The organism is Parvularcula oceani (genome assembly GCF_000733125.1).
GTDB lineage: Bacteria > Pseudomonadota > Alphaproteobacteria > Caulobacterales > Parvularculaceae > Parvularcula > Parvularcula oceani.
On sequence record NZ_JPHU01000003.1, the window covers coordinates 62,598 to 78,361 of the forward strand.

At 64.9% G+C, this 15,764-nt stretch carries 16 protein-coding genes; all 16 read right to left on the reverse strand.

From position 1 onward, the window contains the following. Positions 1 to 2 precede the first annotated feature (2 nt). The 16 genes from rplP to rpoC all read right to left on the reverse strand — a co-directional run bounded on the left by rplP (position 3) and on the right by rpoC (position 15,709). Positions 3 to 416 carry a 50S ribosomal protein L16 gene (gene rplP, locus IE88_RS0104510; RefSeq protein ID WP_031550786.1) on the reverse strand — a complete coding sequence of 138 codons (414 nt, stop codon included), beginning with the start codon at positions 414 to 416 and terminating at the stop codon, positions 3 to 5. Positions 417 to 428: 12 nt separating this feature from the next. Further along, a complete protein-coding gene (rpsC, locus tag IE88_RS0104515) occupies positions 429 to 1,151 on the reverse strand; it encodes a 30S ribosomal protein S3 (RefSeq protein ID WP_031550789.1) in 723 nt (240 codons plus the stop codon). After that, entirely contained in the window at positions 1,151 to 1,531 is a 381-nt protein-coding gene (rplV, locus tag IE88_RS0104520; RefSeq protein ID WP_036766597.1) for a 50S ribosomal protein L22, read from the reverse strand. The genes rpsC and rplV overlap by 1 nt, the downstream gene beginning before the upstream one ends. Beyond that, a complete protein-coding gene (gene rpsS, locus IE88_RS0104525; RefSeq protein ID WP_031550795.1) occupies positions 1,531 to 1,809 on the reverse strand; it encodes a 30S ribosomal protein S19 in 279 nt (92 codons plus the stop codon). The genes rplV and rpsS overlap by 1 nt, the downstream gene beginning before the upstream one ends. A gap of 11 nt (positions 1,810 to 1,820) precedes the next feature. Further along, positions 1,821 to 2,660 carry a 50S ribosomal protein L2 gene (gene rplB, locus IE88_RS0104530; protein ID WP_031550798.1) on the reverse strand — a complete coding sequence of 280 codons (840 nt, stop codon included), beginning with the start codon at positions 2,658 to 2,660 and terminating at the stop codon, positions 1,821 to 1,823. A gap of 4 nt (positions 2,661 to 2,664) precedes the next feature. Then, on the reverse strand, positions 2,665 to 2,964 hold the full coding sequence (locus IE88_RS0104535; RefSeq protein WP_031550801.1) for a 50S ribosomal protein L23: 300 nt from the start codon (positions 2,962 to 2,964) through the stop codon (positions 2,665 to 2,667). Then, positions 2,961 to 3,578: a 50S ribosomal protein L4 gene (gene rplD / locus IE88_RS0104540; RefSeq protein ID WP_031550804.1), complete on the reverse strand. Its 618-nt coding sequence runs from the start codon at positions 3,576 to 3,578 to the stop codon at positions 2,961 to 2,963. The genes IE88_RS0104535 and rplD overlap by 4 nt, the downstream gene beginning before the upstream one ends. Continuing rightward, positions 3,578 to 4,543: a 50S ribosomal protein L3 gene (gene rplC / locus IE88_RS16300; protein WP_051881506.1), complete on the reverse strand. Its 966-nt coding sequence runs from the start codon at positions 4,541 to 4,543 to the stop codon at positions 3,578 to 3,580. The genes rplD and rplC overlap by 1 nt, the downstream gene beginning before the upstream one ends. A gap of 4 nt (positions 4,544 to 4,547) precedes the next feature. Continuing rightward, on the reverse strand, positions 4,548 to 4,859 hold the full coding sequence (gene rpsJ / locus IE88_RS0104550) for a 30S ribosomal protein S10 (RefSeq protein WP_031550810.1): 312 nt from the start codon (positions 4,857 to 4,859) through the stop codon (positions 4,548 to 4,550). Positions 4,860 to 4,961: 102 nt separating this feature from the next. Continuing rightward, a complete protein-coding gene (gene tuf, locus IE88_RS0104555; RefSeq protein WP_031550813.1) occupies positions 4,962 to 6,137 on the reverse strand; it encodes an elongation factor Tu in 1,176 nt (391 codons plus the stop codon). Positions 6,138 to 6,188: 51 nt separating this feature from the next. Continuing rightward, the gene (fusA, locus tag IE88_RS0104560) at positions 6,189 to 8,282 is read right to left on the reverse strand and encodes an elongation factor G (protein ID WP_031550816.1); all 2,094 of its coding nucleotides are present in this window, start codon (positions 8,280 to 8,282) and stop codon (positions 6,189 to 6,191) included. A 48-nt stretch (positions 8,283 to 8,330) separates the two neighbouring features. Further along, on the reverse strand, positions 8,331 to 8,801 hold the full coding sequence (rpsG, locus tag IE88_RS0104565) for a 30S ribosomal protein S7 (protein ID WP_031550819.1): 471 nt from the start codon (positions 8,799 to 8,801) through the stop codon (positions 8,331 to 8,333). 12 nt (positions 8,802 to 8,813) lie between these two features. Then, positions 8,814 to 9,185: a 30S ribosomal protein S12 gene (rpsL, locus tag IE88_RS0104570; RefSeq protein WP_031550822.1), complete on the reverse strand. Its 372-nt coding sequence runs from the start codon at positions 9,183 to 9,185 to the stop codon at positions 8,814 to 8,816. Between the two features lie 267 nt (positions 9,186 to 9,452). Further along, entirely contained in the window at positions 9,453 to 10,430 is a 978-nt protein-coding gene (locus IE88_RS0104575; RefSeq protein ID WP_031550825.1) for a sulfotransferase family protein, read from the reverse strand. Between the two features lie 2 nt (positions 10,431 to 10,432). Then, positions 10,433 to 11,383 (reverse strand): glycosyltransferase family 2 protein, encoded by a 951-nt coding sequence (locus tag IE88_RS0104580; protein WP_051881507.1) that lies wholly within the window; start codon positions 11,381 to 11,383, stop codon positions 10,433 to 10,435. A 105-nt stretch (positions 11,384 to 11,488) separates the two neighbouring features. Beyond that, positions 11,489 to 15,709: a DNA-directed RNA polymerase subunit beta' gene (rpoC, locus tag IE88_RS0104585; RefSeq protein WP_031550834.1), complete on the reverse strand. Its 4,221-nt coding sequence runs from the start codon at positions 15,707 to 15,709 to the stop codon at positions 11,489 to 11,491. Between the last annotated feature and the right edge of the window lie 55 nt (positions 15,710 to 15,764).

The window sequence follows — 15,764 nt, forward strand, 5'->3', positions numbered from 1 at the left end:
GCTTACTCCCCGATCCGTTTGACGATGCGGGTCTTGATCGGCAGCTTCGCCGCGCCCAGCGCCAGCGCTTCGCGCGCCACCGTTTCGGGCACACCGTCGATCTCGAACATGACCCGGCCGGGTTTGACGCGGGCGGCCCAGTATTCGACCGAACCCTTGCCCTTGCCCATCCGGACTTCCGTCGGCTTCTTGGTGACCGGCACATCCGGGAAGATCCGGATCCACACGCGCCCTGCCCGCTTCATGTGCCGGGTGATGGCACGGCGGGTCGCTTCGATCTGCCGAGCGGTGACCCGCTCGGGCTCAACGGCCTTCAGGCCGTAGGTGCCGAAGTTCAGCTCGGTCCCGCCTTTGGCGAGTCCCTTGATCCGGCCCTTGTGCTGCTTGCGGAACTTGGTCCGCTTCGGTTGCATCATGGCTCGTAACCCTTACGCGTTCTCGCGGCGCGGACGGCGCTCGCGGCCGGCCTGCGGGGCGCCGGTCTGGTTCTCCATCAAGCGCCGCTCATGGGCCATCGGATCGTGCTCCAGGATCTCGCCCTTGAAGACCCAGACCTTGATGCCGATCGCGCCATAGGTCGTGCGCGCCGTCGCCGTTCCGTAATCGATGTCCGCACGCAGCGTGTGAAGCGGCACGCGGCCCTCGCGATACCATTCCATCCGCGCGATTTCCGCGCCGCCGAGGCGGCCCGAGCAGTTCACGCGGATGCCGAGCGCACCCATACGCATCGCCGTCTGCATCGCCCGCTTCATCGCGCGGCGGAACGAGGCCCGGCGCTCGAGCTGCTGAGCGATATTCTCGGCGACGAGCGTCGCATCGGTTTCCGGCTTGCGGATCTCGACGATGTTCAGAACCGTCTCGGACGACGACATCTCGGACAGCTTCTGACGAAGCTTTTCGATGTCGGCGCCCTTCTTGCCGATCACCACGCCCGGACGGGCCGTGTAAATCGTGACGCGGCACTTCTTGTGCGGACGCTCGATGACGATCTTGCTGACGCCGGCATTCTTGAGCTTCTGCAGCAGGTAGTCGCGGATCTTGAGATCCTCGTGCAGCAGGTCGCCATACGCCTTCTTGTCGGCATACCAGCGGCTGTCCCAAGTCCGGTTGATCCCCAAACGGAGACCGATCGGGTTGACCTTCTGACCCATTATGCGGCCTCCTCTTGTTCGCGCACCACGATGGTGATCTCGGCGAACGGCTTCAGGATCTTGCCCATCCGCCCGCGCGCACGCGGCTTGTAGCGCTTCATGACCAGGTTCTTGCCGACAAAGGCCTGGTCGACGACCAGGCTGTCAATGTCGAGATCATGATTGTTCTCAGCGTTCGCAATGGCGCTTTCGAGCACTTTCTTGACGTCGCGCGCGATCCGCTTGCGGCTGAACTCGAGCTCGTTGAGCGCGCGCTCGACCTGCATGCCGCGGATCGACTGCGCGACGAGGTTCAGCTTCTGCGGGCTGGTGCGCAGCATGCGCGCCTTCGCCATCGCGGCATCGTCGCCGAGGCGCCGTGCATTGGCCTTCTGGCTCATTACCGCCTCCTCGCCTTCTTGTCCGCGCCATGGCCGTAATAGGTCCGCGACGGGGAGAACTCACCGAGCTTGTGGCCGACCATGTCTTCAGTGACGTGGACGGGCACGAATTTCTGGCCGTTATAGACGTTGAACGTCAGGCCGATGAATTGCGGCAGGATGGTCGAGCGACGCGACCAGGTCTTGATGCCGCCTTTGTGGCCGCCGCCTTGCGCTTCTTCCGCCTTTTTCAGGAGGTAGCGATCGACGAAGGGGCCTTTCCAGACTGAACGTGGCATGTGCGTGTCTCCTACTGGCCCTTACGCTTCGCGTGGCGAGAGCGGATGATGAGGCGGTCGGTCTCCTTGTTGTTCCGGGTGCGCTTGCCTTTGGTCGGCTTGCCCCAGGGGGTGACGGGATGGCGGCCACCGGACGTACGGCCTTCACCACCACCATGCGGGTGGTCGATCGGGTTCATCGCGACGCCGCGAACGGCGGGACGCTTGCCCATGTGACGCTTCCGACCGGCCTTGCCGATATTGATGTTGGCGTGATCCGGGTTCGAGACCGCGCCGATCGTGGCACGGCATTCGCCGTGGACGAGGCGGACCTCGCCGGATTTCAGCCGGACCTGCGCATAGTCGCCCTGACGGCCGACGAGCTGGACATAGGTCCCCGCAGCGCGTGCCATCTGACCACCCTTGCCAGGCTTCATCTCCACGTTGTGGACGATGGTACCGACAGGAATGTTCCTCAGCGGCATGGCATTGCCGGGTTTCACGTCCGCACGATCCGCGGAGACGACCTTGTCGCCGACGGAGATCCGCTGAGGCGCCAGGATGTAGGACTTCTTGCCGTCGCCATAGGCGATCAGAGCGATGAAGGCCGACCGGTTCGGGTCGTATTCCAGACGCTCGACGGTCGCGATGGCGTCGAAGCGGTCGCGCTTGAAGTCGACCACGCGGTACAGCTTCTTCGTGCCGCCGCCGATCCGCCGGGCCGTGATCCGGCCCTTATTGTTCCGACCGCCGGACTTCGTCAGGCCCTCGGTCAGCTGCTTCTCGGGACGCCCCTTATAGAGGTCCTTGCGGTCGACCGTCACCAGCTGGCGCCGGCCGGGCGATGTCGGGTTGTAGGTCTTGAGTGCCATGATCCTAGAGCCCCGTCGTCACGTCGATGGTGTGGCCGTCCTCGAGAGTGACGACCGCCTTCTTCACGTCCGACCGCTTGTAGGGACGGCCGCGGAAGCGCTTGTTCTTGCCCTTGGTGACGAGCGTGTTCACGCTGCGCACCTTGACGTCGAACAGCGCTTCGACCGCTTCCTTGATCTGCGGCTTCGTGGCCTCGCCGCTGACGCGGAAGACGTGCTGGTTGTTTTCGGCGGCGATCGTCGATTTCTCGGTGATCACCGGCGCCACGATGGCGTCGTAATGGCGTTCCTTCGCCTCGCTCATGACAGCCTCGCTTCCAGGCCTTCAACGGCCGATTTGGTGAGGACGAGCTTCTCGCGACGCAGAATGTCGTAAACATTCGCGCCGACGACCGGCAGGACGTCCACGTCTTTGATGTTGCGCGCCGCGCGGGCGAACTCCTCGTTCACCGACGCGTCCACGAAAAGCGCGTTGCTGAGGCCCAGCTTCGCAAGCTTGGCCGCGAGCGTCTTCGTCTTGGATTCGCTCATCACCGCATCGTCGATGACGATCAGCTCGGCCGCGTTCTGCTTTGCGGACAGAGCGTGCCGCAGAGCGAGCGCCCGCACCTTCTTGGGCAGGCTGATCGCGTGGCTGCGGGGACGCGGGCCATGGGCAACGCCGCCGCCGACGAATTGCGGCGCCTTGCGGTTGCCGTGCCGCGCTCCGCCCGAACCCTTCTGGCGAACGATCTTGCGGGTCGATCCTGCGACCTCGCCGCGCTCCTTCGTCTTGTGGGTTCCCTGCTGGCGCTTGGCCAGCTGCCAGGTCACGCAGCGGTGCAGAATGTCGCGCCGCGGATCGAGGCCGAACACCTCGTCCTTGAGCTCGACCGTACCGGATTTTTCCGCGTCGAGGGTCAATACATCAACTTGCATTATTCTTTCCCTCCGGAACCGGCATCGGCGCCGCCGCCAGAGCCGTCTTTCTCAGCGCCGTCGGCTTCGCCGGCCGCCTTGGCGTCGGGCGAATTATCGCCAGCCGCATTCGGCTCGGGCTGCTCGACAGCGACGGTCTCGTCCTTGGCATCGGCCTCGGACGGGATCGGCGCGTCGTGGGCACCCACGGGCTGCTTGTCGCCGGCTTCTGCCAGCGTGCTCTCGGTCTCTTCCGCCTCGACGTCGTCGCCGCGCGCAACGAAAGCGCCGGGACGCGGAGCGTCTTCGGGCAGCGGACGCTTGATCGCATCCTTGATCATCACCCAGCCGCCCTTGGAGCCCGGAACGGCGCCTTTGACGAGGATGAGGCCGCGCGCGACGTCCGTGCGGATGACTTCCAGGTTCTGCGTGGTGACGCGGACGTCACCCATATGGCCGGCCATCTTCTTGCCTTTGAACACCTTGCCGGGGTCCTGGCACTGGCCGGTCGAGCCGTGCGAGCGGTGGCTGATCGACACGCCGTGAGAGGCCCGCAGACCGCCGAAATTGTGCCGCTTCATGCCGCCAGCGAAGCCTTTACCGATCGAAGTGCCGGTCACGTCGACCCGCTGGCCCGCAACGAAATGATCCGCAGTGAGCGTCGCACCCACTTCGATCAGCGCATCCTCGGGCACGCGGAACTCGGCCAGCTTGCGCTTGGGCGCGACTTTGGCCTTCGCGAAATGACCGCGCATCGGCTTGGTCGTGCGGTTGGTCTTGGCCGCGCCGGCACCGAGCTGAAGCGCGGTGTAGCCGTCGCGTTCCTGCGTGCGATGATCGACCACCTGGCAGTCCTCGAGGCTGACCACCGTGCAGGGCACATGGGTGCCTTCCGCGGTGTAGAGCCGGGTCATGCCGAGCTTCTTGCCGATCACGCCGGTGCGGACCTGCGCCTGGGCGGGAAGAGGTTGGGGAGTGTGTGCCATGTGCTTACGCTCCCAGCTTGATCTCGACGTCAACGCCCGCGGAGAGATCGAGCTTCATCAGCGCGTCGATCGTCTGCGGGGTCGGCTCGACGATGTCGAGGACGCGCTTATGCGTGCGCATCTCGAACTGCTCGCGAGACTTCTTGTTGACGTGCGGGCTGCGCAGCACGGTGTAGCGGTCGATATGCGTCGGCAGCGGAATAGGTCCACGAACCTGCGCGCCAGTACGCTTCGCCGTGTTCACGATCTCGACCGCGGAGCTGTCCAGCACGCGGTGGTCGAACGCCTTCAGGCGGATGCGGATGTTCTGTTGCATCTCAGGGTGTCCAGTTCGGCTCGTGGGGTCGGGCCCAGAGGAGCCAGCGAAAGAAACGGGCGGGCCGCATGCACGCGGCCCGCCCGGTCGTCAAGAGGCGTGTTACTCGATGATCGAGGAGACGATACCGGCACCGACGGTGCGGCCGCCTTCACGGATGGCGAAGCGGAGCTTCTCTTCCATCGCGATCGGGACGATCAGCTCGACATTGAGGTTCACGTTGTCGCCGGGCATGACCATCTCGGTGCCCTCGGGCAGCGTGCAGATGCCGGTCACGTCCGTCGTACGGAAGTAGAACTGCGGACGATAATTGTTGAAGAACGGCGTGTGGCGGCCGCCTTCGTCTTTCGTCAGGATGTAGGCTTCCGCCACGAATTTCGTGTGCGGGGTCACCGAACCCGGCTTGCAGAGAACCTGGCCGCGTTCGACGCCTTCACGTTCCACGCCGCGCAGCAGCACGCCGACATTGTCGCCCGCTTCGCCGCGGTCAAGCAGCTTGCGGAACATCTCGACGCCCGTGCAGGTCGTCTTCTTCGTGTCGCGGATGCCGACGATTTCGATCTCGTCACCGACATTGATCACGCCACGCTCGACACGGCCGGTCACCACGGTGCCGCGGCCCGAGATCGAGAAGACGTCTTCGATCGGCATCAGGAAGGACTGGTCGACCGGACGCTCGGGCGTCGGGATGTAGCTGTCGACAGCTTCCATCAGTTCCTTGATCTTGTTCTCGCCGATTTCCGGATCACGGCCTTCGAGCGCGGCAAGCGCCGAGCCGGCGATGATCGGAATGTCGTCGCCCGGGAACTCGTAGGAGGAGAGGAGTTCGCGAACTTCCATCTCGACGAGCTCGAGGAGCTCCTCGTCGTCGACCTGGTCGACCTTGTTGAGGAACACGACGATCGCGGGAACGCCGACCTGGCGAGCGAGCAGGATGTGCTCGCGCGTCTGGGGCATGGGGCCGTCGGCCGCGTTCACGACCAGGATCGCGCCGTCCATCTGCGCCGCGCCCGTGATCATGTTCTTCACGTAGTCGGCGTGCCCGGGGCAGTCGACATGCGCGTAGTGGCGGTTGTCGGTCTCGTACTCGACGTGCGCGGTCGAGATCGTGATCCCGCGCTCACGCTCTTCGGGGGCGGCGTCGATCTGATCGTAGGCCTTGAAGTCACCGAAATACTTGGTGATCGCCGCCGTCAGCGTCGTCTTGCCGTGGTCAACGTGGCCGACCGTGCCGATATTGGCGTGCGGCTTGTTACGTTCAAACTTTTCCTTGGCCATGTCTCGTCTCTCCGTCTTCTGACGATCGTGGTTGAACTGAAGAAGCTCGCCTTAGCCGGCCAGCTTCGCTTTGACTTCCTCGGCGACCGCGTTCGGCACCTTCTCGTAGTGATCGAACTGCATCGTGTACTGTGCCCGACCTTGAGTGGAGGAGCGCAGATTGTTGACGTAGCCGAACATGTTGGCCAGCGGCACCATAGCGTTCACCACGGTGGCGTTGCCACGGATCTCCTGCCCCTGGATCTGACCCCGGCGGGAGTTGAGGTCGCCGATCACCGTACCGGTATACTCGTCCGGCGTGACCACCTCGACCTTCATCACGGGCTCGAGCAGCGCGAGGCCGAGCTCGCTCTTGTGCTCGCGCATCGCACCCCGCGCCGCGATCTCGAAGGCGAGGACGCTCGAGTCGACGTCGTGGAAGGCGCCGTCATAGAGGTTCACCTTGAAGTCGAGCAGCGGGAAGCCGACCAGCAGGCCGTTCTCGCGGACCGAGTCGATGCCCTTTTCGACGCCCGGAATATATTCGCGGGGGATGTTGCCGCCCACGATATTGTTCTCGAACTCGTAACCGGCACCCGGCTCGTTCGGCTCGATGATCATCTTCACGCGCGCGAACTGACCCGTACCGCCGGTCTGCTTCTTGTGCGTGTAGTCGATATCGACCCGCTTCGTGATCGTCTCGCGATAGGCCACCTGCGGCGCGCCGACATTCGCCTCGACCTTGAACTCCCGCTTCATGCGGTCGACCAGGATGTCGAGGTGAAGCTCGCCCATGCCCTTGATGATCGTCTGCCCGGACTCTTCGTCGGACGCGACGCGGAAGGAGGGATCCTCGGCCGCGAGCTTCTGCAGCGCGACGCCCATCTTCTCCTGGTCGGCCTTCGTCTTCGGCTCGACCGCGAGCTCGATGACAGGCTCGGGGAATTCCATCCGCTCGAGGATCACCGGCTTGTTCGACGCGCAAAGCGTGTCGCCGGTCGTCGTGTCCTTGAGGCCCGCAATGGCGACGATGTCGCCGGCATAGGCGTTCTTGATCTCTTCCTGGGTGTTCGAATGCATGAGCAGCATCCGGCCCACGCGCTCTTTCTTGCCCTTCACCGTGTTCAGGACGCTCGTGCCCTGCTCGAGGTGACCCGAATAGATCCGGCAGAAGGTCAGCGTACCCACGAACGGGTCGTTCATGATCTTGAAGGCCAGCGCCGAGAACGGCTCGTCGTCATCGGCGTGACGCTTCACCTCCTCGTCGGAGTCCGGAAGGACGCCCTTGATCGACGGAACGTCGAGCGGGCTCGGCAGGTAGTCGACGACCGCGTCGAGGAGCGGCTGCACGCCCTTGTTCTTGAACGCCGTGCCGCACATCACCGGATGGAAGTCGACATTGATGGTCCCCTGACGGATCAGGCGGCGCATCGTATCCTTGTCGGGCATGTCGCCTTCGAGATAGGCGTTCATCGCGTCGTCATCGATCTCGACGATCGTCTCGATGAGCTTCTCGCGGTACTCCTCGGCCTTCTCCTTGAGGTCGTCGGGAATGTCGATCACGTCGAAGGACGCACCGAGATCCTCGCCCCGCCAGACGATGGCGTTCATCTCGATCAGGTCGACGACGCCTTCGAAATCGCTCTCCATGCCGATCGGCAGCTGGAGAATGGCGGTCTTCGCGGCGAGGCGATCATGGATCGAGGCGACGCTCGCGTAAAAGTCGGCGCCGATCTTGTCCATCTTGTTGATGAAGAACATCCGGGGGACGTTGTACTTGTCGCCCTGGCGCCAGACCGTCTCGGTCTGCGGCTCGACGCCGGCATTCCCGTCGAGAAGCGCGACCGCGCCGTCGAGCACGCGGAGGGAGCGCTCCACCTCGATGGTGAAGTCCACGTGGCCGGGCGTGTCGATGATGTTCAGGCGGCGCTTCTTGCCGTCACGGCCTTCCCAGAAGGTCGTGGTCGCAGCCGAGGTGATCGTGATCCCCCGCTCCTGCTCCTGCTCCATCCAGTCCATCGTCGCGGCGCCGTCATGGACTTCGCCGATCTTGTACGACTTGCCGGTGTAATAGAGGATCCGCTCGGTCGTGGTCGTCTTGCCCGCGTCGATGTGGGCCATGATCCCGAAGTTGCGGTAGTCCTCGATCTTGTAATCGCGGGCCATCGGTGAATTCCTTCCGGCGCCTGCTCGGCGCCTAACCTGTGTGTCTCGTTACCAGCGGTAGTGCGAGAACGCGCGGTTGGCCTCGGCCATCTTGTGCGTGTCTTCGCGTTTCTTGACGGCGGTGCCGCGGTTCTGCGCGGCATCCATGATCTCGCCGGAGAGGCGGTCGACCATCGTCGTCTCATTGCGCTTGCGGGCGGCGGCGATCAGCCAGCGCATGGCGAGCGCGTTCTTGCGGTCCGGACGAACCTCGACCGGCACCTGGTAGGTCGCGCCGCCGACCCGGCGGGAGCGGACCTCGACGGCCGGCGTCACGTTCTCGAGCGCTTCGTGGAAGATATCCACGGGCGGACGCTTCATGCGCTCTTCCAGACGGTCCATCGCGCCGTAGACGATTTTCTCGGCCGCGGACTTTTTGCCGTCCAGCATGACGTAGTTCATGAACTTCGAGACCGTCTGGTCGCCGAACTTCGGATCGGGGTTGATCGGGCGTTTTTCTGCGCGCCTGCGACGTGACATCGACGCTTCTCCTTACTTGGGCCGCTTGGCGCCGTACTTCGACCGGCGCTGACGACGGTCCTTCACCCCTTGCGTGTCGAGCACGCCGCGGAGGATGTGATAGCGGACGCCCGGAAGGTCCTTCACACGGCCGCCGCGGATCAGGACCACGGAGTGCTCCTGAAGGTTGTGCCCCTCACCGGGGATGTAGCTGATGACCTCATAGCCATTGGTCAGACGCACCTTCGCGACTTTCCGAAGAGCCGAGTTCGGCTTCTTCGGCGTCGTCGTGTAGACGCGCGTGCACACGCCACGCTTCTGCGGGTTGCCCTGCAGGTGCGGCACCTTGTTGATCTTCCGCTTCGGCTTTCGCGGCTTGCGGATTAGCTGTTGAATCGTCGGCATCCGGGTCCCGTCATCCGTTAGAACACTGTGCCGGCTGGCTGACTTCGGAGAAGGATTCGCCCAAACCACGAGGCGGCGCTCCTCCCACGTGGAAAGCGCGCCGCCGGGGCAACTCACCGATGTCGTCTTGCCCGGGGTTGTTTCTCCGGCCCGGCCCCGGAACCAAATGGTTCAGAACCCGGCTTTCGACAGCGCCCCATCCGGCGTAGCGCGGCCCATACTAGGTGCGTAACGCCCCGTCAACACCTCGGCAGTGGTTCCACCGTCCTACTTCAGGAACAGGCGATCACGCGCCTGGATCCGCTCGCCCACGCTGCGGCGATAGGGTCCGCTGCCCAGCCGATGCGCGAGAAGCTTCTCGGCGAAGAGCCGGGGGCCATAGCGCCCCACGTCATGGCGCCAGATGCCGACGCGGTTGCCAAGGCGCAGAGCGAGCTTGCGCAGGAGGCTCGGCCTGCGCCGCTGGGTGCAGTCATAGCCGGCATTCTCGCCAAGGGTGCCGATCTTGTCGTTGATCTCGGCGGCCTCCCTCGTCGTCAATGTCGATTGCCAGGCCTTGGCCCGCGAGCCGCTCGGCGCGGAATATGTCGATCCGGACGGCGTGAGCACGGCCTCCTCGAAAGGCAGGTCCAGCTCCTCCAGAACGCGGCGCAGGGTGGTCTCCGGCGCGTTCACCAGTGATTCGAAGGACAGATCGGTCACCTGCTCCTCCGCCAGCTTGGGGAGAGCGGCCTGCCAATGCCGCTCCGAGATCCGCCAGACATCGACGCCGTGATAGGGATTCCCGCTCCAGCCCATCTTCATCGCCGAGATGGCGACATCGCGGGGATCGCGGCGCAGGCGGATGAAGCGGGCGTTCGGGAAGAGCTCGGCGGCAAGATCGGCATGCCGGTGGAGAGTGAGGAGGAGGCGCCCTCCCCCCTTTGGCCGCTCCTGCTCGAGGAGGCTCTCGATCATGTCGCGGAGCGGACCGACCGGCGGCGGCGTCACCTTCTGGTCCCGCGTGATGCGCTGGGTGGCGAGGTCCTCTGCGAAGCGCTCCCGCGCCTCCGGCGTATCGTCTCCTGCCCGCAGGGCCGCCGCGCTCTCGTCGAAATAGTAGTCGCTCTCGCCGCGGGTCGAGATCTGGCTGTGCTGCTGGAGGAGGAGGCGCGTCAACGTCGTGCCGCTCCGCAGCGGCCCGCACAGGAAGATGAGGTCGGAATAATCCGCCCCTTCGGGCGCTCGGGAGGGGGAGCCCTGCATTGTCATCTCCTGGCCAGGCATTTCGTGACGCCGACGAACTCGGCGATATTGAGCAAGATCATGAAGGCGCCATACCGGAAGGGGCGGTCGATGCGCCCGCGATGGCGCAGCCCGATCCGCAGAAGCTTGACGGCATAGAGCGCGAGGATGCCCAACGTCAGCAGCGGGGCGCCGAAGAGCGCGACGAGCGCGACGGCCGGCAGGATGCCGCCCCAGATCACGGCCCGGAGCGTCTCGCGGACATTGTAGCGTTCGGGTCCGCGGCCATGCATCAACGCACCGGTGCAATAGGCGGTTCCCGATCGGACCGCCCTCTTCCACCATTCTCCGAAGCGATGCATGTCCGCGTCGTGCACGGTCATCTCATGGCCGATCCGCACGATGCGGAAGCCTTCGCGCCGCAGCCTCAGGCAGAGCTCGGGCTCCTCGCCAGCCTTGACCGAGGCGTCAAACCCTCCGGCCGCGGCGAAGGGCGCGGCGCGGTACATGGCATTGCCTCCGCAGGCGGCCTGATCGCCGAGAGGCCCGTCCCACTCGATGTCGCAGAGCGCATTGTAGACCGACGCCTCGGGAAAGCGTTCCCGGTTGCGGCCGGTGACGACGGCCACGTCCTCATGCTCCTCCAGATGGGCGGCGCCGGCGGCCAGCCACGCCGGATCGAGGGTGCAATCGCCGTCGACGAACTGGACGTAGCGGACCGTAGGCCAGATCTCGGTGGCGAGCGCGAAGCCTTCATTCCGTCCGCGTGCCGCCGAAAACGGCCTGTCGGCGCTCAGCCGGTGGACCCTGGCACCGAGGCGCTCCGCCGCCTCCGGCGAGCCATCGGTCGATCCGGAATCGACATAGACGATGCGCTCGGACGACTGCCGGATCGACCGCAGCGATTCCTCCAGCCGCTGGCCCTCGTTCCTGCCGATAACGACCACGGCGATATTGTCACTGGTCGGCATCATTCCCTCGGTCCCGCACCTGAATTGCCCCCTGCCGTGCAAGAAAAAGGCCCTGCCGGTGCGGCAGGGCCTTTCATATTCCGCATCGCAACAACAGTCGCGATACCGTTACTCGGCCGCGGCCGACCCTTCGTCGCCCTCGGGCAGGTCGAAGACCGCATCGGGCGCCGGAAGCGCAGTGGCCTCGCGGGCCTCACGCTCCTCGATGAGCTGCTCGTCGCGGCGATCGGCCTCGATCTGGTGCTTGGCCATCTGACCGCCCGTGCCCGCCGGGATGAGGCGGCCGACGATGACGTTCTCCTTGAGGCCGTCCAGCGTGTCGATCTTGCCGTTGACGGCCGCGTCGGTGAGGACGCGGGTCGTCTCCTGGAACGAGGCCGCCGAGATGAAGCTGCGCGTCTGGAGCGAAGCCTTGGTGATCCCCAGAAGAACCGGCTGGCCTTCGGCGAGCGTCTTGCCCTGCTCCTCGAGCCGCGCATTCTCCTCGTCGAACTCGACCTTGTCGACCTGCTCGTCCTTCAGGAAGCGCGACTCGCCGGGATCGCTGACCTCGACCTTTTGCAGCATCTGCCGGACGATGACCTCGATGTGCTTGTCGTTGATGGGCACGCCCTGGAGCCGGTAGACCTCCTGGATCTCGTTGATCAGGTAGTCGGCCAGCGCCTCGATGCCCATGACGTCGAGGATGTCGTGCGGCGCGGGGTTGCCGTCGAGCAGATATTCGCCCTTGGCGATGAAGTCGCCTTCCTGGACCGCGATGTGCTTGCCCTTCGGAACGAGATATTCCGCAGGAGGCTGATCCTCGTCCACCGGCACGATCGAGATGCGGCGCTTGTTCTTGTAGTCGCGCCCGAACTCCACGCGGCCATCGATCTCGGCGATGATGGCGTGGTCCTTCGGGCGGCGGGCCTCGAACAGTTCCGCGACGCGGGGCAGACCGCCCGTGATGTCGCGGGTCTTGGCGCCCTCGGTCGGGATCCGCGCGAGAACGTCGCCGGGCTGGACATCCGCACCGTCCTCGACCGACAGGATCGCCTCGACCGGCAGGAGGTAGCGAAGCTCGCCCCCCTGCTCGCCCGTGACCATCTCGCCGTCTTCGCCGCGAATGGCGAGCGCGGGCTTGAGGTCCGAACCGCGGGGGTTCGAACGCCAGTCCTGCACCACCTTGGAGGACAGGCCCGTCGCCTCGTCGGCGACGTTCTGGAACGACACGCTCTCGACGAGGTCCTCATAGGACACCTTGCCGGCCGCCTCGGTGAGGATCGGCAGGGTATAGGGGTCCCAGTCCGCGAGGCGCTGGCCGCGCGCGACGTCGTCGCCTTCGTCCACCCGCAGCTTGGTGCCGTAGGTGACCTTGAAGGACGCAAGGTCCGAGCCGTCCTTGTCGACGATCTTGACCAGCGTGTTCCGGCCCATGACGACGAGATCGCCGCTCGAGTCGCGAACCACGTTGCGGTTCTCGAGCTTGATCCTGCCGGCATGCGTCGCCTCGATCAGCGACACGTCGCCGACCTGCGCGGTGCCGCCCACGTGGAAGGTCCGCATGGTCAGCTGCGTGCCGGGCTCGCCGATGGACTGCGCCGCGATGACGCCGACGGCTTCGCCGATATTCACCGGCTCGCCGCGGGCGAGGTCGCGGCCATAGCAGGTCGCGCAGACGCCGATCGGCGTCTCGCAGGTCAGCGGGCTGCGGACCTTGACCTTCTGGATGCCGGCCATCTCGATCGCTTCGGCGGTCGGCTCGTCGAGCTGCGTGCCCGCCTTCGCCATGACTTCACCGCTATCGGGCTCGACGATGTCCTCGAGGATCGTGCGGCCGAGAATGCGTTCGGCCAGCGGCAGGACGATCTCGCCCGAATCGACGACGGCCTCGTGCGTGATGCCCTTCTCGGTCCCGCAGTCCTGCTCCTTGACGATGCAGTCCTGCGCGACGTCGACCAGCCGGCGGGTCAGGTAGCCCGAGTTCGCCGTCTTGAGCGCCGTGTCGGCGAGGCCTTTCCGCGCGCCGTGGGTGGAGTTGAAGTACTCCAGCACGGTAAGGCCTTCCTTGAAGTTCGAGACGATCGGCGTCTCGATGATCTCGCCGGACGGCTTGGCCATCAGGCCGCGCATGGCGGCGAGCTGGCGCATCTGCGTGGGTGAGCCCCGCGCGCCCGAATGGCTCATCATGTAGACCGAGTTCGGCTCCATCATGCGGCCGGTCTCGGGATCGTATTTGGTCCGGCTGATCTCGCCCATCATCTCGTCGGCGATCCGGTCCGTGCACTTGGCCCAGGCGTCGACGACCTTGTTGTACTTCTCGCCGCGCGTGATCAGGCCGTCCGCATATTGTTGTTCGTATTCGGAGGCGAGTGCGCGCGTCTCCTCGACGATCCCCGCCTTCGTCTCGGGGATGACCATGTCGTCCTTGCCGAAGGAGATGCCGGCCTTGGCCGCTTCCTTGAAGCCGAGCTCCATCACCTTGTCGGCGAAGATCACGGTCTTCTTCTGGCCGGTATGGCGATAGACCGTGTCGATCAGGCCCTGGATCGTCTTCTTGGTCAGGAGCTGGTTCACGGCCTGGAAGGGCACGTTGTGGTCCTTGGGCAGGACGCCCGCGACCTTCATCCGGCCCGGCGTCGTCTCGACCAGCTCGCGCGTCTCGTTGCCTTCGGCATCGACCGAGCGCCACAGCGCCTTGACCTTGGCATGCAGCGTCACCGCGCCCGCTTCGAGAGCGTGATCGATCTCGGCCAGGTCGGCGAAGACCATGCCCTCGCCCGGCTCACCCTCTTTCTCGATGGTGATGTAGTAGAGGCCGAGCACGATGTCCTGGCTCGGCACGATGATCGGCTTGCCGTTGGCGGGGCTGAGGATGTTGTTGGTCGACATCATCAGAACGCGCGCTTCGAGCTGCGCTTCGAGCGACAGCGGAACGTGCACAGCCATCTGGTCGCCGTCGAAGTCGGCGTTGAACGCCGTGCAGACCAGCGGGTGGAGCTGGATCGCCTTGCCCTCGATCAGCTTGGGCTCGAAGGCCTGGATGCCGAGGCGGTGCAGCGTCGGCGCCCGGTTCAGCATGACCGGGTGCTCGCGGATCACCTCGTCGAGGATGTCCCAGACCTCGGGGCGCTCCTTCTCGACGAGCTTCTTCGCCTGTTTGACGGTCGCGCTGAGGCCCTTCGCATCGAGGCGCGAATAGATGAACGGCTTGAACAGCTCGAGCGCCATCTTCTTGGGCAGGCCGCATTCGTGCAGCTTCAGCTCGGGGCCGACAACGATGACCGAACGGCCCGAATAGTCCACGCGCTTGCCGAGCAGGTTCTGGCGGAACCGGCCCTGCTTGCCCTTGAGCATGTCGGAGAGCGATTTCAGCGGACGCTTGTTCGTGCCCGTGATGACCCGGCCGCGGCGTCCATTGTCGAACAGGGCGTCGACCGACTCCTGCAGCATGCGCTTCTCGTTGCGCACGATGATGTCGGGCGCGCGCAGCTCCATCAGGCGCTTGAGGCGGTTGTTCCGGTTGATGACCCGGCGATACAGGTCGTTGAGGTCGGACGTCGCGAAGCGGCCGCCATCGAGCGGGACGAGCGGACGCAGTTCCGGCGGGATCACCGGAATGACCGTCATGATCATCCACTCGGGCTTGTTGCCCGAGGTCATGAAGGCCTCGATCAGCTTGAGGCGCTTGGCGAGCTTCTTGGGCTTCAGCTCCGAGGTCGATTCGGCGATCTCGACGCGCAGCTGCTCGGTCACGGCCTCGAGGTCCATGCTGCCGAGAATGTCGCGAATGGCTTCCGCGCCGATGCCGGCGGTGAAGCTGTCATCACCGTACTGCTCCTGCGCCTCGATATACTCCTCCTCGGTCAGCAGCTGGTGCTGCTCGAGGGGCGTCAGGCCGGGCTCGATGACGATGTAGTTCTCGAAATAGAGAACCCGCTCGACGTCCTTGAGCGTCATGTCGAGGAAGGTCGCGATGCGCGAGGGCAGCGATTTCAAGAACCAGATATGGGCGACCGGCGAGGCCAGCTCGATATGGCCCATGCGTTCGCGGCGCACCTTGGACAGGGTGACCTCGACGCCGCATTTCTCGCAGACGACGCCCTTGTACTTCATGCGCTTGTACTTGCCACACAGGCACTCGTAGTCCTTCACCGGACCGAAGATCCGGGCGCAGAACAGGCCGTCCCGTTCGGGCTTGAACGTGCGGTAGTTGATCGTCTCGGGCTTTTTGATCTCGCCGAACGACCAGGAGAGAATCTTCTCCGGCGAGGCGAGCGAGATGCGGATCTGGTTGAACGTCTGCGGCTGGGCCAGCGGATTGAAGACGTTCGCGAGTTCCTGAGACATGCGGTGTCCTTTCAGGCGGTGCGGGCGTGAGCACCCGCGAGTATCCGTTTGCGAA